Annotated in this window: 15 protein-coding genes; 14 read left to right on the top strand and 1 reads right to left on the bottom strand. The window is 61.9% G+C overall.

Going from position 1 to position 16,253, the window contains the following annotated elements; translation table 11 throughout:
- Nucleotides 1-43 precede the first annotated feature (43 nt).
- The 3 genes from H096_RS10740 to H096_RS10750 are packed head-to-tail and all read left to right on the top strand — an operon-like array spanning nt 44 to nt 2,509.
- On the top strand, nt 44-1,069 hold the full coding sequence (locus H096_RS10740) for a phosphotransferase (protein WP_033898120.1): 1,026 nt from the start codon (nt 44-46) through the stop codon (nt 1,067-1,069).
- Nucleotides 1,066-1,740 carry an N-acetylmuramate alpha-1-phosphate uridylyltransferase MurU gene (murU, locus tag H096_RS10745; RefSeq protein WP_033898121.1) on the top strand — a complete coding sequence of 225 codons (675 nt, stop codon included), beginning with the start codon at nt 1,066-1,068 and terminating at the stop codon, nt 1,738-1,740. The genes H096_RS10740 and murU overlap by 4 nt, the downstream gene beginning before the upstream one ends.
- Before the next feature lies 1 nt (nt 1,741).
- A complete protein-coding gene (locus H096_RS10750) occupies nt 1,742-2,509 on the top strand; it encodes a TerB family tellurite resistance protein (protein ID WP_033898122.1) in 768 nt (255 codons plus the stop codon).
- A 3-nt stretch (nt 2,510-2,512) separates the two neighbouring features.
- Here the strand turns inward: H096_RS10750 and H096_RS10755 are convergent, their stop codons facing one another.
- On the bottom strand, nt 2,513-3,487 hold the full coding sequence (locus tag H096_RS10755) for an alpha/beta hydrolase family protein (protein ID WP_033898123.1): 975 nt from the start codon (nt 3,485-3,487) through the stop codon (nt 2,513-2,515).
- 77 nt (nt 3,488-3,564) lie between these two features.
- Between H096_RS10755 and H096_RS10760 the strand changes: the two genes are divergently transcribed.
- The 11 genes from H096_RS10760 to H096_RS10810 all read left to right on the top strand — a co-directional run bounded on the left by H096_RS10760 (nt 3,565) and on the right by H096_RS10810 (nt 16,247).
- Nucleotides 3,565-5,955 carry a sensor histidine kinase gene (locus tag H096_RS10760; protein WP_033898124.1) on the top strand — a complete coding sequence of 797 codons (2,391 nt, stop codon included), beginning with the start codon at nt 3,565-3,567 and terminating at the stop codon, nt 5,953-5,955.
- An 18-nt stretch (nt 5,956-5,973) separates the two neighbouring features.
- The gene (locus H096_RS10765; protein WP_016977885.1) at nt 5,974-6,603 is read left to right on the top strand and encodes a response regulator transcription factor; all 630 of its coding nucleotides are present in this window, start codon (nt 5,974-5,976) and stop codon (nt 6,601-6,603) included.
- Between the two features lie 225 nt (nt 6,604-6,828).
- The gene (locus H096_RS10770) at nt 6,829-7,941 is read left to right on the top strand and encodes an ABC transporter ATP-binding protein (RefSeq protein ID WP_028618154.1); all 1,113 of its coding nucleotides are present in this window, start codon (nt 6,829-6,831) and stop codon (nt 7,939-7,941) included.
- Nucleotides 7,942-7,984: 43 nt separating this feature from the next.
- Nucleotides 7,985-9,025: an ABC transporter substrate-binding protein gene (locus H096_RS10775; protein WP_033898127.1), complete on the top strand. Its 1,041-nt coding sequence runs from the start codon at nt 7,985-7,987 to the stop codon at nt 9,023-9,025.
- A gap of 173 nt (nt 9,026-9,198) precedes the next feature.
- Complete coding sequence (locus H096_RS10780; protein ID WP_033898128.1) at nt 9,199-10,446, top strand: ABC transporter permease; 1,248 nt, start codon at nt 9,199-9,201, stop codon at nt 10,444-10,446.
- A gap of 12 nt (nt 10,447-10,458) precedes the next feature.
- Complete coding sequence (locus tag H096_RS10785; protein WP_033898129.1) at nt 10,459-11,283, top strand: ABC transporter permease; 825 nt, start codon at nt 10,459-10,461, stop codon at nt 11,281-11,283.
- An 85-nt stretch (nt 11,284-11,368) separates the two neighbouring features.
- On the top strand, nt 11,369-12,517 hold the full coding sequence (locus tag H096_RS10790) for an iron-containing alcohol dehydrogenase (RefSeq protein ID WP_033898131.1): 1,149 nt from the start codon (nt 11,369-11,371) through the stop codon (nt 12,515-12,517).
- Nucleotides 12,518-12,601: 84 nt separating this feature from the next.
- Complete coding sequence (gene rpe / locus H096_RS10795) at nt 12,602-13,276, top strand: ribulose-phosphate 3-epimerase (RefSeq protein ID WP_010206952.1); 675 nt, start codon at nt 12,602-12,604, stop codon at nt 13,274-13,276.
- Complete coding sequence (locus H096_RS10800) at nt 13,273-14,091, top strand: phosphoglycolate phosphatase (RefSeq protein WP_033898132.1); 819 nt, start codon at nt 13,273-13,275, stop codon at nt 14,089-14,091. Before rpe ends, H096_RS10800 begins: the two co-directional genes overlap by 4 nt.
- 70 nt (nt 14,092-14,161) lie before the next feature.
- Nucleotides 14,162-15,643 (top strand): anthranilate synthase component I, encoded by a 1,482-nt coding sequence (gene trpE / locus H096_RS10805; protein WP_025857058.1) that lies wholly within the window; start codon nt 14,162-14,164, stop codon nt 15,641-15,643.
- Between the two features lie 10 nt (nt 15,644-15,653).
- Entirely contained in the window at nt 15,654-16,247 is a 594-nt protein-coding gene (locus H096_RS10810; RefSeq protein WP_033898134.1) for an aminodeoxychorismate/anthranilate synthase component II, read from the top strand.
- The last annotated feature ends 6 nt before the right edge of the window (nt 16,248-16,253 follow it).

Raw genomic sequence — 16,253 nt, forward strand, 5'->3', positions numbered from 1 at the left:
AGCATGCCCCGCTTGACGGCTAGCGCCGTCGGAGACCCTTGTAATGCCCGAGCAAGATCTACGTTTACAACAGCTGGAAGTCTGGCTGGATGAGCAATTACCCATCCTTTTCAATGCTCAAAACTGGGGTGCCGTACCCCCGGCTACATTGACCGCGGCCAGCAGCGACGCGAGTTTCAGGCGCTACTTCCGTTGGGAAGGCGGTGGCCGGACCTTCGTGGTCATGGACGCCCCACCCCCCCAGGAAAACTGCAAACCTTTCGTCGATATCGCACATTTGCTGGCAAAGTCAGGAATAAATGTTCCAAAAATTTATGCAGAAGATTTGTCGCGTGGCTTTCTTTTGCTCAATGACCTGGGCAGAAAAACCTATCTGGACGTGATTGACGACAAAAACGCCGATGCATTGTTTGCCGATGCCATCGACGCCTTGTTGGCCTTCCAGCAATTGCCGATGGACGCACCGCTGCCCAGCTATGACGTCGCCTTGCTGCGCCGCGAGCTGGAATTGTTTCCGGAGTGGTACGTGCGCCGTCACCTGGGTATCGAACTGGATGCGCAACAACAGCCGCTTTGGCAGCGTGTCAGTGATCACCTGATCGACAGCGCCCTGGCGCAGCCGAAAGTCTTGGTGCATCGCGACTATATGCCGCGCAACCTGATGATCAGCGAGCCCAACCCCGGCGTGCTGGATTTCCAGGATGCGGTCTACGGGCCAGTCACCTACGACATCACCTGCCTGTTCAAGGACGCCTTCCTCAGCTGGCCCAAGGCCCGCGTGCGGGACTGGCAGCGTGGGTATTGGGAACGTGCGGGGCAACTGGGCATTCCGGTGCAGGCGGATTTCGATGATTTCCTGCGCGCCAGCGACCTGATGGGTGTGCAACGCCACCTCAAGGTCATCGGTATCTTCGCGCGCATTTGCCATCGTGACGGCAAGCCTCGCTACCTGGCCGACGTGCCGCGCTTCTTTGCTTATATAGAAGCGGTGCTGGCAGATCGTCCCGAGTTGAGCGAGTTGGGTGAATTGCTCGCCAGCCTGCGCCAACCCGCCGAGGCCCGTGTATGAAGGCGATGATCCTGGCGGCCGGCAAGGGCGAGCGGATGCGTCCGCTGACCTTGCATACGCCCAAGCCGCTGGTACAGGCCGGCGGCAAGCGCCTGATCGAGTATCACTTGGAGGCGCTGGCCAAGGCCGGCTTCACCGAAATCGTGATCAACCATGCCTGGCTCGGCCAGCAGATCGAAAGCTACCTGGGGGATGGGGCGCAATTCGGCCTGCGCATCCGTTACTCCCCCGAAGGTGAGCCGTTGGAAACCGGCGGTGGGATTTTCCAGGCGTTGCCGTTGCTGGGGGATGAACCTTTCCTGGTGGTCAATGGCGATATCTGGACCGACTACGACTTCACCCAGCTCAAGCAGCCGCTCAACGGCCTGGCCCATCTGGTGATGGTTGATAACCCGGCCCATCACCCTTCGGGCGGTGATTTCTACCTTGATCAAGGTTTGCTTCATGATGCAGCGCCCGGTGCCGATAACCTGACCTTCAGTGGCATTTCAGTGCTCGACCCCAAGCTGTTCGCGGGTTGCAGCGCGGGTGCCTTCAAGCTGGCGCCGCTGCTGCGGACCGCCATGGCCAAAGGGCTGGTAACGGGGGAACACATGGCGGGACGCTGGATTGATGTCGGCACGCTGGAGCGCCTAGCGCAGGTCGAAACCCTGCTGACAGCGGGGCAGTAACATGCTGTGGCCAGGGACGCTGATCGGCGCCGGGGCTGGCTTTGCCATTGCCAGTATTCCGGGGGCCATGTTGGGGGCACTGTTGGGGCAGGCGCTGGATCGTCGTCTGCAACTGCACAGTTGGGCGCAGTTGCGCGAGCGCCTGGGTGGGCGCCCGGCGTTGCGCAATGACGAGCTGTTGTTTGTGTTGCTGGGGCGGTTGGCCAAGAGCAATGGTCGGGTGGTGGATGGGCATATCCAGCAGGCGCGTCAGGAGATGCGCTCGCTCGACATGACCGACTCGGCCCAGCGCCGCGCGATTGCGGCGTTCAATCGCGGCAAGTCCGGCTCCGACCGGGTGCGCAGTTACCTGCGCGTGCTCAAGGCTCAGCCCCATGCGGCGGAAGGCGTATTGCGCGCGTGCTGGCGCATGGTCTGGGCGGACGGCAAGGCGGATGACGCCGAACGTGACCTGATCGACCAATGGGGCAAATGGCTGGGGTGGACGCCGCAACAGTTGCAGGCGCTGGCGGCCGACTACACACCGGAGCGCAAGCCGCTGGTCAGTCGTGGCCCCACTTATCAGGACGCGTTGCGCTTGCTGGGGGTGACGGCCACCACCGAGCCGTCTGTGATCAAGCGGGCTTATCGTCGCCTGCTCAGTCGCCATCACCCGGACAAGATCGCCGGCACCGGCGCCAGCCCCGCGCAAGTGCGTGAGGCCACCGAGCGCACTCGCGAATTGCACACTGCCTATACGTTGATTCGCGAGCGCCGGGACTTCCGGTAGGTTTCAGTCGGCGTTGGCCTGTGGGCTCAACCAGCCGCGAACCCTGCGATATAACTGCTCCTGCTCGGCAGCACTGTTGCCGGGCAAGGCTTTCAACGACACCTGCTTGTAACCGTCATTCTTTAAACGCTTGGCTGCCTGGGCGCGGGCCACGGCGTTTTTGCGTGATTGGGCGTTGTCCTGATAGAAGACATCGGCGGTCGGCAACTTCAGGCCGGGGGCCAGTTGCTGCACATCTGGATGCCGTCCGTTGGGCGTCTGCGCGCCCACCATCACAAACTTCTGCACTTGGGACGGTTGTTTCTCGCTCAAATAGCGTGCGGCCCACCAGGCACCGGTGCCATGGCCGAGTAGCACCACGCTGCGTGCGCTCTGGGTCTGTGCGAAGGCCACGGCGGCGTCGATGCGGTCGAAGATGCGCGAGGCGTCGGTCTTGTCCTGCTCATCGGCGCCCGGCACCACCGCCGGGTCGGTGCCTTCGGCTTCGGCGCTGGCGGCCTGCTCGATGGGTTTGTCAGCGGTACTCGCTTCCTTGCTGCTGGTGTCGACAGTCGCCTTGGGCGCCTCCATCACACGCGGTGGCAACGTATCCACGCTTACATCCGGTAACGATAGGCTGAGGCTGCCCCAGTTGGCGTCCGGCAATTTGTGCCGCAGCGGGCTGATTGCTTGCGGCCAGTCAGCATTTTCGCCGGCGCCGGGGACGATAATCACCACGCCTTCAGGCTCGGCGCTGTTGGCGGGTTTCCAGAGGGCGAGGAATGAATCGCTGCCGGCCTGCAATTGCTGCTGTTCTTGTTGCGGGATCTTGCGTTCGAGGGCGCTGGCTTCTGCCTGGCTGCGCTCGGACAAGGGCTGGCGCTCGACCGGTTTTTCCGCGGCAGGTGCGGGTGCGTCAGCGGCCTGTACAGAAAAGGCGCTGGTAAAAAGCAGCGACAGGCACAATGCTGGCAATGCTGAACGGTGAAGAAAGGGCATCGTAAATTCCCGGCCAGAAGTGATTCCAGCAGCCTAATGGGTTGGTCAGTATTTGTCAGTGATGTGAGACGTGGATCATGGGTTTTCGCTGTCTGCTGGTTATCGGCTGTTTGTGCCTTGCCTTGATGGCAAATGCAGCCCCTGCGCCCGTCGCGCCCCAGGCACAACTCAATGCGCAGCAACGCGAATGGCTGGCCCAGCACCCGGAGCTGCGGGTGGGCCTTGTGTTGCAGGCGCCCTACGCGCAATACGATCGGCGTTTGCAGCGGCTGTCCGGGGCTAATGTCGAGTTGATGCAATGGCTGGCCAAGGCGCTGAATATCGAGCTGACCTGGCGCAATTTCCCCAATCAGGAACAACTGGAAGCCGCCGTGCGTGAGGGCGAAGTGGACATCGCCCCGGGCCTGCAACAAACCCCGGCGGGTTTGCGCCTGTGGTTGTTCACCGACCCTTATATGCGCGTGCCGCAACACATCGTCGGCATCCGTGAGGGCGGCGGCGCCGTGGAGCTGGAGAAGCTCGATGAGCAATCCCGCGTCGCCGTGCGCATGCCCAGCGCCGTAGCTGATTACCTGCGCAGCACCTACCCCGGCCTCAACCTGCAGGGCGTACCGATGGAGCGCCAGGCCCTTCAATTGTTGGTGAGCCAGCAAGCGCGTTATGCGGTGGTGGATGAAGCGCAGTTGAGCCGTTTGTCCGGCGAGGCGGAGTTTGCCGGGCTGGCAGTGGTGGGCGATATCGGCCTGCCGCAATTGCTGCGGGTGGCCACGCGACGAGAATGGCCGGAACTGGCCGGCATCATGCAAAGTGCCTTGCGTGCGATTCCTGCCCGCGACCTTGATCAACTGCACAACCGCTGGCTGCAACCCAAATACCCACGGCTGACGGAGTCCCCTGGTCTGTGGCAAAACCGCAGTCTATTGTTGGGCCTGTTGCTGCTCGCCAGCCTCGCCGTAGTGTTCTGGCAACGCCGCCAGCAACGGGTGCTCGAACACGGCCTGTTGGCCGCGCGGGAAGAAAGCGCTGCCCGCGCCGCGGGTGCCGAGGCCTTAAGGCTGACACAGTTTTCCATCGACCAAAGTACTGTCGGCATCCTCTGGGTCAACTGGGACAGCCACGTGCGCTATGCCAATCACGCGGCCGAAAGCATGCTCGGCTACGGCCCCGGTGCGCTGATCGAGCGGCCGCTGGTCGAGTTCGATCCCACCCTCACCATGGACCGCTGGCTGAACCTGTGGCGACGCGCCCGAGCCAGTGAGGAGGGACCGCAGAGTTTTGCCACTGACTGCCTGCGGGCGGATGGCAGCGTGTTGCCTGCGGATGTGTCCTTGAGCTTCCTGCGGTTTGCCGACGGCGAATACCTGGTGGTTTATCTGAATGACGTCACCGAGCGTCGTCGCGCGTTGGCGGCCTTGCAGGAAAGTGAGGCGCGCCTGCAGGGGATCGCGGCGAACGTGCCGGGGCTGGTGTTCCGCCTGGAGCGTTTGCCGTTGAGCGACGAAATCGAATTCGCCTACATCAGTGAGGGCAGCGAAAGCCTGGTGGGCTACGCGCCTGCGGTGCTGAGCCGACCGGAAGTGGGGATTCGCAGTGTGGTGCATCCAGACGACCGCGCCAGTTACCTCGGTACGCTGGATCAGGCTACCGACACTGAGAGCAACTGGTTCTGGCAAGGTCGGATTCTTCCACGCCAGGGCGAACAACGCTGGGCCGAGATCAAGGCGGTCACCCGACGTTTGGAAGACGGCTCGGTGGTGTGGGATGGGATTGTGTGGGACATCAGCGAAAGCAAGCGCATCGAGCTGGAACTGGATGCCTCCCGTGCGCAACTTCGCGAACTGTCCGCCCACCTGGAAACCGTACGCGAAGAAGAAAAGGCCCGTATCGCCCGTGAAGTGCACGACGAACTCGGGCAAATGCTCACCGTGCTCAAGCTCGAAACCTCCATGTGCGAGCTGGCCTATGCGCAGCTGGATCCCGGTTTGCATGAACGCTTGAACAGCATGAAACGCTTGATCGCCCAGCTGTTCCAGTTGGTGCGCGATGTGGCGACGGCACTGCGCCCGCCGATTCTGGATGCAGGGATCGCCTCGGCCATTGAATGGCAGGCGCGGCGCTTTGAAGCGCGCACGCAAATTCCCTGTTTGGTGCAGGTTCCGGATAACCTGCCGACCCTCAGCGATGCCAAGGCCATTGGCTTGTTCCGCATCCTGCAGGAGGCGCTGACCAATGTGATGCGCCATGCCCAGGCACATACTGTTGAACTGACCCTGGCCCTGGAGGGCACGGATTTGCGTCTGACCATCAGCGACGATGGCGTCGGTTTCGTCCAGGCCCAGGGCCGCCCAGTGTCGTTTGGCCTGGTGGGCATGCGCGAGCGCGTGCTGATCATGGGTGGGCAGTTGAGCCTGGACAGCGAGTTGGGGGAGGGCACCACCCTGAGTGTCACGGTGCCGTTGGATGCATAACACCATGAGGAAATCCCTGTGATCCGCGTACTGGTAGCCGAAGACCACACCATCGTTCGTGAAGGCATCAAGCAATTGATTGGCCTGGCCAAAGACCTGTTGGTGGTGGGGGAGGCCAGCAATGGCGAGCAATTGCTGGAAACCTTGCGCCACGTTGCCTGCGAGGTGGTGTTGCTGGACATTTCGATGCCCGGCGTCAACGGCCTGGAAGCGATTGCGCGGATCCGTGCGCTGAACAATCCGCCGGCAATCCTGGTGCTGTCGATGCACGACGAGGCGCAAATGGCCGCCCGCGCCTTGAAGGTCGGCGCCGCCGGTTACGCCACCAAGGACAGCGACCCGGCGCTGTTGCTCACGGCGATTCGCAAGGTGGCGGCAGGTGGACGTTACATCGACCCGGACCTGGCCGACCGGATGGTCTTCGAAGTCGGCCTCACCGATACGCGACCGCTGCATTCATTACTGTCGGAGCGCGAATTCTCGGTGTTCGAGCGCCTGGCCCAGGGCGCCAACGTCAACGACATCGCTCAACAGTTGGCGCTGAGCAGCAAGACCATCAGCACCCACAAGGCGCGGCTGATGCAAAAGCTCAATATCACGTCCCTGGCGGAGTTGGTGAAATACGCCATGGAGCACAAGCTGCTCTAACCGCATACCTGAAAGCGACACCGCAAAAACCCCGCCGAGCCCATTCTTGCTGCTTGCAGCTCGCCCCTTGTCGCTGCACCGTCCCGTGCGCGCCATCCGTGTAGGGCAATCCCTACCCCGAACCTTCCATCCGACTGATGCAATTCTCTCCTGGCCCCCGATTTCCGGGGCCTTGCGCCTGGACTACGCTTGTCTCACAGCAGTCCAAAACAAAAAGGTGCGGGTATGAGCGAGGTGGATTCAAATGATGTGCTGGTCAGCTTTCGTGGCGTGCAGAAGAGCTACGACGGCGAGAACCTGATCGTCAAAGACCTCAACCTGGAGATTCGCAAGGGCGAGTTCCTTACCCTGCTCGGGCCTTCCGGGTCCGGCAAAACCACCAGCCTGATGATGCTCGCCGGCTTTGAAACGCCGACCGCCGGCGAAATCCAGCTGGCCGGGCGCTCCATCAACAACGTGCCGCCGCATAAGCGCGACATCGGCATGGTGTTCCAGAACTACGCGCTGTTTCCGCACATGACCGTGGCCGAGAACCTGGCGTTCCCGCTGTCGGTGCGGGGCTTGAGCAAGACCGATATCAGCGAGCGGGTCAAACGCGTATTGAGCATGGTCCAGCTTGATGCGTTCGCCCAGCGCTACCCGGCGCAACTCTCCGGCGGCCAGCAACAGCGCGTGGCATTGGCCCGCGCGCTGGTGTTCGAACCGCAACTGGTGCTGATGGACGAACCCCTCGGTGCCCTCGACAAGCAACTGCGCGAACACATGCAGATGGAGATCAAACACCTGCACCAGCGCCTCGGCGTGACGGTGGTGTATGTGACTCACGACCAGGGCGAGGCGCTGACCATGTCTGACCGTGTGGCGGTATTCCACCAGGGCGAGATCCAGCAGATCGCCGCGCCGCGCACCCTTTACGAAGAACCGAAGAACACCTTTGTCGCCAACTTCATCGGCGAGAACAACCGCCTCAACGGCCGCTTGCACAGCCATACCGGCGAGCGCTGCGTGGTGGAGCTGGCGCGCGGCGAGAAGGTCGAGGCGCTGGCCGTGAATGTCGGCCAGGTCGGCGGTCCGGTGACCCTGTCGGTGCGCCCGGAGCGCGTCAGCCTCAATGGCTCCAGCGAAAGCTGCGTCAACCGCTTCTCTGGGCGCGTGGCCGAATTCATCTACCTGGGCGACCACGTGCGCGTGCGCCTGGAAGTCTGCGGCAAGGCCGATTTTTTTGTGAAACAACCGATTGCCGAGCTGGACCCAGCCCTGGCGGTCGGCGACGTGGTACCGATTGGCTGGCAAGTCGAGCACGTTCGCGCACTCGACCCACTTCTAGAGGCGAATTGATCGCCCCCTGGCTTCACCAACCCTGCACGTGGAGAGAACAACAATGTTGAGATCCCTGAAGTATTCCGCCCTGGCTTTGGGCTTGATGGGCGCGACACAGGCCATGGCAGGCCCGGACCTGACGGTCGTGTCCTTTGGCGGCGCGAACAAGGCGGCCCAGGTCAAGGCCTTTTACGCACCGTGGGAAAGCGCGGGCAACGGCAAGATCATCGCTGGCGAGTACAACGGTGAGATGGCCAAGGTCAAAGCCATGGTCGACACCAAGAGCGTGTCCTGGGACCTGGTGGAAGTGGAGTCGCCGGAGCTGTCCCGTGGCTGCGATGAGGACATGTTCGAGCCCCTCGACCCGAAACTGTTCGGCAACAGCGCCGACTACGTGAAGGGCGCGATCCAGCCGTGCGGCGTGGGCTTCTTCGTCTGGTCCACCGTGCTCGCCTACAACGCCGACAAGTTGGCCAGCGCACCGACCAGTTGGGCGGATTTCTGGGACACCAAGAAATTCCCGGGCAAGCGCGGCCTGCGTAAAGGCGCCAAGTACACCCTGGAATTCGCACTGATGGCCGACGGCGTCGCGCCGAAGGACGTCTACAAAGTGCTGGCCGGCAAAGATGGCCAGGACCGTGCGTTCAAGAAGCTCGACGAACTCAAGCCATCGATCCAGTGGTGGGAAGCGGGCGCACAGCCGCCGCAATACCTGGCTTCGGGTGACGTGGTGATGAGTTCGGCCTACAACGGCCGCATCGCCGCCGTGCAGAAAGAAAGCAACCTGAAAGTGGTGTGGAACGGCGGCATCTACGACTTCGACGCGTGGGCAATTCCTAAAGGCCTGGCGAAAGACCGTGCTGAAGCGGCGAAGAAATTCATCGCCTTCTCGGTGCAGCCACAGCAACAGAAGACCTACTCGGAAAACATCGCCTACGGCCCGGCCAACACCCAGGCCGTGCCGCTGCTGGCCAAGGACATCCTCAAGGACATGCCGACCACCCCGGAAAACATCGCCAACCAGGTGCAGATCGACGTGAGCTTCTGGGCGGATAACGGTGAGCAGTTGGAGCAGCGCTTCAACTCGTGGGCTGCCAAGTAACTCGCTAGAGCTGTGAGATCGAATCTGTGGCGAGGGAGCTTGCTCCCGTTGGACTGCGCAGCAGTCCCCTCTTTTGGGGCCGCTTCGCGCCCCAGCGGGAGCAAGCTCCCTCGCCACAGAACAAGTGCCACACCCACCGTTTTGCATTGATGTTTAAGAAATCGGAGTCAGCCATGGCCATCGCCGTTCCCTCGAACGAGGTCAACAGCCCCACCCTCAAGCAGCGCCTGGCGCGTGCCGAGCGGCTCAATCGCTGGAAGGCCCAGGCCTTGATTGCGCCGCTGGTGCTGTTCTTGCTGTTGGTGTTCCTGGTGCCGATCGTGGCGCTGCTGTTCAAAAGCGTCGGCAACCCGGAAGTGGTGGGCGGCTTGCCGCGTACCGTGGTGGCGGTGACGGCCTGGGATGGCCGCGGGTTGCCGGGCGAGCCGGTGTACCAGGCCCTCAGTGAGGACTTGGGCGAGGCCCGTCAAAATCAGACCTTGGGCGATCTGTCCAAGCGCTTGAACATGGAACTGGCCGGCTATCGCAGCCTGCTGACCAAAACCGCGCGGGCGCTGCCCTTCAGCGAAGTGCCGGTGTCCTATAAAGAAGCGCTGGAAAACCTTGATGAACGCTGGGGCGACCCGGCGTACTGGCAGGCGATCCGGCGCAATACCAGCAGTCTTACCCCGTTCTATCTGCTGGCGGCCGTCGATCACCGCATCGATGACCTCGGTGAAGTGGCGCCGGCCACGCCGGACCAGGCGATCTACCTGGACATCTTTGCCCGGACCTTCTGGATGGGCCTGGTGATCACGGCGGTCTGCCTGCTGCTGGCCTATCCGCTGGCGTACCTGCTGGCCAACCTGCCAGCCCGCAAAAGCAACCTGCTGATGATCCTGGTGTTGCTGCCGTTCTGGACCTCGATCCTGGTGCGAGTCGCCGCGTGGATCGTGCTGCTGCAATCCGGCGGCCTGATTAACAGCGCACTGCTGGGCATGGGCCTGATCGATAAGCCGCTGGAGTTGGTGTTCAACCGGACCGGCGTCTACATCTCCATGGTGCACATCTTGCTGCCGTTCATGATCCTGCCGATCTACAGCGTGATGAAGGGTATCTCGCCCACCTACATGCGCGCGGCGATTTCACTGGGCTGTCACCCGGTTACCAGTTTCTGGCGCGTGTACTTCCCCCAGACCTACGCTGGTGTCGGAGCCGGTTGCCTGTTGGTGTTCATCCTGGCGATTGGTTACTACATCACCCCGGCTCTGCTGGGCAGCCCGAACGACCAGATGGTCAGTTACTTCGTGGCGTTCTACACCAATACCAGCATCAACTGGGGCATGGCCACGGCGTTGGGCGGCTTGCTGCTGTTGGCCACCGTGTTGCTGTACCTGATCTATAACCGCCTGGTCGGCGCCAGCCGCCTGCGCCTGAGCTGAGGAGACCTTGCGATGCTGAGCCCTTATATGTCGCCCGTCGAACGGGTGTGGTTCTACAGCTTGCGGATTCTCTGCGGCTTGATCCTGTTGTTTTTGATTTTGCCGGTGCTGGTGATCATCCCGCTGTCGTTCAACAGCGGCAGTTTCCTGGTGTACCCGTTGCAGGGCTTCTCGCTGCATTGGTATCAGGACTTCTTCGCCTCCGCCGAGTGGATGCGGGCGCTGAAGAACAGCATCATCGTCGCCCCGGCGGCCACGTTGCTGGCGATGGTATTCGGCACCTTGGCAGCGATTGGCCTGACTCGCGGCAACTTTCCGGGTAAGGCGCTGGTCATGGCCTTGGTGATTTCACCGATGGTAGTGCCGGTTGTGATCATTGGCGTGGCCAGTTACTTGTTTTTTGCGCCGCTGGGCCTGGGCAATAGCTTCTTCTCGCTGATCGTGGTGCATGCGGTGCTGGGTGTGCCGTTTGTGATCATCACCGTGTCGGCCACATTGCAGGGGTTCAATCACAACCTGGTGCGGGCGGCGGCCAGCTTGGGTGCTTCGCCACTCACCGCATTCCGCCGGGTGACCTTGCCGTTGATCGCGCCGGGGGTGATTTCCGGGGCGTTGTTTGCGTTCGCAACGTCGTTCGATGAAGTGGTGGTGACGCTGTTCCTCGCCGGCCCCGAGCAAGCCACGCTGCCGCGCCAGATGTTCAGCGGTATCCGGGAAAACCTCAGTCCGACGATTGCGGCGGCGGCAACCCTGCTGATTGCGTTCTCGGTGTTGCTGTTGCTGACCCTGGAATGGCTGCGCGGCCGCAGCGAGAAACTGCGTACCGCGCAGGTGTAACGACCATTCGCCCGATGAATGGCTGACAACACGCCATAGGGAGCTACTCTTGTGCCAGCCCATCACTTAATAAGAGGCCGCGCACATGAGTACCTCCTCATTCAAGATCGCCCACAAACTGCTGACCGGCGCTGGCGCCATCGAACAACTGGCCTTTGAACTCACGCGCCTGGATGTGGACAACCCGCTGATCGTCACCGACGCTGCGCTGGTCAAATCCGGCACCGTCGCGTTGGCACTCGAACATCTGGGCGAGCGCACCTACGAGATTTTTGACCGGGTGTTGCCCGATCCGGAAATCGCCATTGTCGAAGACTGCATGCGGGTCTACCGCGAGGGCGGGCACGACGGCCTGATCGGCGTGGGCGGCGGCAGCGCCATCGACATTGCCAAAAGTGTTGCGGCGTATGCCGGCTACCACGGCGCGCTGGCGGATTTGTTCGGCGTCGACCAGGTGCCACGCAAGGGCCCGCCGCTGATCGCTATCCCCACCACCGCCGGTACCGGTTCGGAAGTGACCAATGTGGCGATTCTCTCCGACAAGGCTGCGCAGCTGAAAAAAGGCATTGTCAGCGATTATCTGTTGCCGGACGTCGCGCTGATCAGCCCGCAAATGACCCTGACCTGTCCACGCAGTGTCACTGCCGCCAGCGGCGTGGACGCGCTGGTACATGCCATCGAATCCTACCTGTCGCTGAACGCCTCGCCGATCACCGACGCCTTGGCTATCGGCGCCATCAAGCTGATCGCCCAGGCATTGCCCAAGGCCTACGCCAACCCGGCCAACCTGCAGGCTCGCGACGACATGGCCACCGCCAGCCTGATGGCCGGCATGGCATTCGGCAATGCCGGGGTCGGCGCGGTGCACGCGTTGGCTTATCCGTTGGGTGGGCGTTTCAATATCGCCCATGGTGTGAGCAATGCGCTGTTGCTGCCCTATGTGATGCACTGGAACAAGCTGGCCTGCGTGGAGCGCATGCAGGAGATTGCCCAGGCCATGGGCGTGAATATCACCGGCTTGAGCGTCAACGATGCCGCCGACCAGGCCGTGGAGGCGATGACGCGATTGTGCGCCGCCGTCGAGATCCCGGCAGGACTGCACAGTTTCGGGGTTCCCGAAGATGCAATCCCCGCCATGGCCGTGGAAGCGGCGGGCATTGAGCGGCTGATGCGCAACAATCCGCGCAAGCTCAGCGCGGCCGATATCGAGAAAATCTACCGGGCCGCTTACTAACCGTTGAGTTAGGTCACGGTGCGCGCGGCAAAGCATGAGGTATACAATGCGCGCCATCGTGATTTAGCTCAAAAAAGGTGCGTCATGCAGCCCTTCGTTATTGCTCCATCGATTCTCTCCGCCGACTTCGCCCGCCTGGGTGAGGAAGTGGACAAGGTATTGGCCGCTGGTGCCGACTTCGTGCACTTCGACGTCATGGACAACCACTACGTGCCCAACCTGACCATCGGCCCGATGGTCTGTGCTGCGCTGCGCAAGTACGGCATCACTGCGCCGATTGATGCACACTTGATGGTCAGCCCGGTGGATCGCATCATCGGCGACTTCGTCGAAGCCGGCGCCACCTACATCACCTTCCACCCGGAGGCCTCGCTGCACGTCGACCGCACCTTGCAGTTGATCCACGAAGGCGGTTGCAAGGCGGGCCTGGTGTTCAACCCGGCCACTCCGCTGAGTGTGCTTGAGTACGTGATGGACAAGGTCGACATGATTCTGTTGATGAGCGTCAACCCAGGCTTCGGCGGCCAGAAGTTCATCCCCGGCACGCTGAACAAGCTGCGTGAAGCCCGTGCGCTGATCGATGCGTCCGGCCGTGACATCCGCCTGGAAATCGACGGTGGGGTCAACGTCAACAATATCCGCGAAATCGCCGCCGCTGGTGCCGACACCTTTGTGGCTGGCTCGGCGATCTTCAATGCGCCGGACTATCAGGAAGTCATCGACAAGATGCGTGCCGAGTTGGCGCTGGCGCGTCCATGAGCGGCTTTGAGCAGCTGTTCCCCGGCAAATTGCCACGGCTGGTGATGTTCGATCTGGACGGCACCTTGATCGACTCGGTGCCCGACCTGGCGGCGGCGGTGGACGACATGCTGCTCAAGCTGGGACGTAAGCCGGCAGGGATCGAGTCGGTGCGCGAATGGGTCGGCAACGGCGTGCAGATGCTGGTGCGCCGGGCCTTGGCCAACAACATTGATGCCGAAGGCGTGGATGATGTGGAGGCCGAGCATGCCCTGGAACTGTTCAACGCCGCCTACGAAGATGGCCATGAACTGACCGTGGTTTACCCCGGCGTGCGCGACACGCTCAAGTGGCTGAGCAAGCAGGGCGTGGAAATGGCCCTGATCACCAACAAGCCGGAACGCTTCGTCGCACCGCTATTGGACCAGATGAAAATCGGCCGGTATTTCCGCTGGATCATCGGTGGCGATACCCTGCCGCAGAAAAAACCCGATCCGGCGGCCCTGTTTTTCGTGATGAAAATGGCCAATATCCCGGCCTCGCAGTCGTTGTTCGTCGGCGATTCACGCAGTGATGTGCTGGCGGCAAAGGCGGCGGGCGTGCAGTGCGTGGCCCTCAGTTACGGCTATAACCATGGTCGGCCAATCGCCGAAGAGTCGCCTTCACTGGTGATTGATGACCTGCGTCTGTTAATCCCCGGTTGCTTGGGAGCTGGCGCTGAGATAACGTTGCCCGATACCGATCCGTCCCCTTCTGGAAATTCCATCGTGGTGGTCACTCGCAAACTCTGGATGAAAGTCATCAAGGCCCTGGCCCGCTGGCGTTGGCGCGCCTGACTGATCCTGGCCGCACTCTGCGGCGCGTTTGCATACCTGACTGTTAGACCCTCAAGCCACGAGGCATATCATGACCCGCGAAGAATTCCTGCGTTTGGCCGCTGCCGGCTATAACCGCATCCCCCTGGCCTGCGAAACCCTGGCCGACTTCGACACGCCGCTGTCGATCTACCTGAAACTGGCCGACGAGCCCAATTCCTACCTGCTCGAGTCCGTACAGGGCGGCGAGAAGTGGGGGCGTTACTCGATCATCGGCCTGCCGTGCCGCACAGTGCTGCGGGTACACGACCATCATGTGAGCATCACCCATGATGGCGTCGAGATCGAAAGCCACGACGTAGAAGATCCACTGGCGTTCGTCGAAGCGTTCAAGGCGCGTTACAACGTGCCGACCATTGCTGGCCTGCCGCGTTTCAACGGCGGCCTGGTGGGTTACTTCGGTTACGACTGCGTGCGTTATGTGGAAAAACGCTTGGGCAAATGCCCGAACCCGGATCCGCTGGGCGTGCCGGACATTCTGCTGATGGTTTCCGATGCCGTGGTGGTGTTCGACAACCTCGCCGGCAAGATGCACGCGATTGTGCTCGCCGACCCATCCCAGGCGGACGCGTTCGAACAAGGCCGCGCCAGCCTCGAAGCCCTGTTGGAAAAACTGCGCCAGCCAATCACTCCGCGTCGCGGCCTGGACCTCAGCCGTCCGCCGGCGGCCGACCCGGTGTTCCGCTCCAGCTTTACCCAGGATGACTACGAGCGCGCCGTCGATACCATCAAGGAATACATCCTCGCGGGTGACTGCATGCAGGTGGTGCCGTCGCAGCGTATGTCCATCGACTTCAAGGCCGCGCCAATCGATCTTTACCGCGCCCTGCGTTGCTTCAACCCAACGCCGTATATGTACTTCTTCAACTTTGGTGACTTCCACGTGGTGGGCAGTTCGCCGGAAGTGCTGGTGCGCGTCGAAGACAACCTGATCACCGTGCGCCCGATTGCCGGCACCCGCCCACGCGGTGCGACCGAAGAGGCCGACCTGGCGCTCGAAGAAGACCTGTTGAGCGACGACAAGGAAATCGCCGAGCACCTGATGCTCATCGACCTGGGTCGCAACGATACCGGGCGTGTCTCGGAAATCGGTTCGGTGAAGCTCACCGAGAAGATGGTCATCGAGCGTTATTCGAATGTGATGCACATTGTGTCCAACGTCACCGGCGAGCTGAAAGCCGGCCTGACGGCGATGGACGCACTGCGCGCGATTCTGCCGGCGGGCACCTTGTCGGGTGCGCCGAAAATTCGCGCGATGGAAATCATCGACGAGCTGGAGCCGGTCAAGCGTGGTGTCTATGGCGGTGCCGTGGGTTACTTCGCCTGGAACGGCAACATGGACACGGCCATTGCGATTCGCACCGCCGTGATCAAGGACGGGGAACTGCACGTGCAGGCCGGTGGCGGGATCGTCGCCGACTCGGTGCCGGCCCTCGAATGGGAAGAAACCCTGAACAAGCGCCGCGCGATGTTCCGCGCCGTTGCGCTGGCTGAACAGACCCCCAATTCCTGAGGTTTCCCCCATGTTGCTGATGATTGATAACTACGACTCCTTTACCTACAACGTTGTGCAGTACCTGGGTGAGCTGGGTGCAGAGGTCAAGGTGGTGCGCAACGACGAACTGACCGTGGCCGAAATCGCCGCCCTGAACCCGGAGCGCATCGTGGTTTCGCCAGGCCCGTGCACGCCGACCGAGGCAGGCATTTCCCTCGAAGCGATCCAGTATTTCGCCGGCAAGCTGCCGATCCTGGGCGTGTGCCTGGGCCACCAATCCATCGGCCAGGCCTTTGGTGGTGACGTGGTGCGTGCGCGCCAGGTGATGCACGGCAAAACCAGCCCGGTGTTCCATAATGATGTCGGCGTGTTTCATGGCCTCAACCTGCCGGTGACCGTGACCCGCTATCACTCGCTGGTGGTCAAGCGCGAAACCCTGCCGGAATGCCTGGAGTTGACCGCCTGGACCCAGCTGGAAGACGGCTCGGTCGATGAGATCATGGGCCTGCGCCACAAGACACTGAATATCGAAGGGGTGCAATTTCACCCCGAGTCGATCCTGACCGAGCAGGGCTACGAGCTGTTCGCCAACTTTCTCAAGCAGAGCGGCGGCACGCGCTAAGGACTT

It is taken from the genome of Pseudomonas sp. FH1, assembly GCF_000510895.2.
Lineage (GTDB): Bacteria > Pseudomonadota > Gammaproteobacteria > Pseudomonadales > Pseudomonadaceae > Aquipseudomonas > Aquipseudomonas azotoformans_A.

Bases quoted from the DNA above. Each gene is read 5' to 3' on its own strand.
- H096_RS10740 (WP_033898120.1), top strand. From the start codon at position 44: ATGCCCGAGCAAGATCTACGTTTACAACAGCTGGAAGTCTGGCTGGAT.
- murU (WP_033898121.1), top strand. From the start codon at position 1,066: ATGAAGGCGATGATCCTGGCGGCCGGCAAGGGCGAGCGGATGCGTCCG.
- H096_RS10750 (WP_033898122.1), top strand. From the start codon at position 1,742: ATGCTGTGGCCAGGGACGCTGATCGGCGCCGGGGCTGGCTTTGCCATT.
- H096_RS10755 (WP_033898123.1), bottom strand. From the start codon at position 3,487: ATGCCCTTTCTTCACCGTTCAGCATTGCCAGCATTGTGCCTGTCGCTG.
- H096_RS10760 (WP_033898124.1), top strand. From the start codon at position 3,565: ATGGGTTTTCGCTGTCTGCTGGTTATCGGCTGTTTGTGCCTTGCCTTG.
- H096_RS10770 (WP_028618154.1), top strand. From the start codon at position 6,829: ATGAGCGAGGTGGATTCAAATGATGTGCTGGTCAGCTTTCGTGGCGTG.
- H096_RS10775 (WP_033898127.1), top strand. From the start codon at position 7,985: ATGTTGAGATCCCTGAAGTATTCCGCCCTGGCTTTGGGCTTGATGGGC.
- H096_RS10780 (WP_033898128.1), top strand. From the start codon at position 9,199: ATGGCCATCGCCGTTCCCTCGAACGAGGTCAACAGCCCCACCCTCAAG.
- H096_RS10785 (WP_033898129.1), top strand. From the start codon at position 10,459: ATGCTGAGCCCTTATATGTCGCCCGTCGAACGGGTGTGGTTCTACAGC.
- H096_RS10790 (WP_033898131.1), top strand. From the start codon at position 11,369: ATGAGTACCTCCTCATTCAAGATCGCCCACAAACTGCTGACCGGCGCT.
- rpe (WP_010206952.1), top strand. From the start codon at position 12,602: ATGCAGCCCTTCGTTATTGCTCCATCGATTCTCTCCGCCGACTTCGCC.
- H096_RS10800 (WP_033898132.1), top strand. From the start codon at position 13,273: ATGAGCGGCTTTGAGCAGCTGTTCCCCGGCAAATTGCCACGGCTGGTG.
- trpE (WP_025857058.1), top strand. From the start codon at position 14,162: ATGACCCGCGAAGAATTCCTGCGTTTGGCCGCTGCCGGCTATAACCGC.
- H096_RS10810 (WP_033898134.1), top strand. From the start codon at position 15,654: ATGTTGCTGATGATTGATAACTACGACTCCTTTACCTACAACGTTGTG.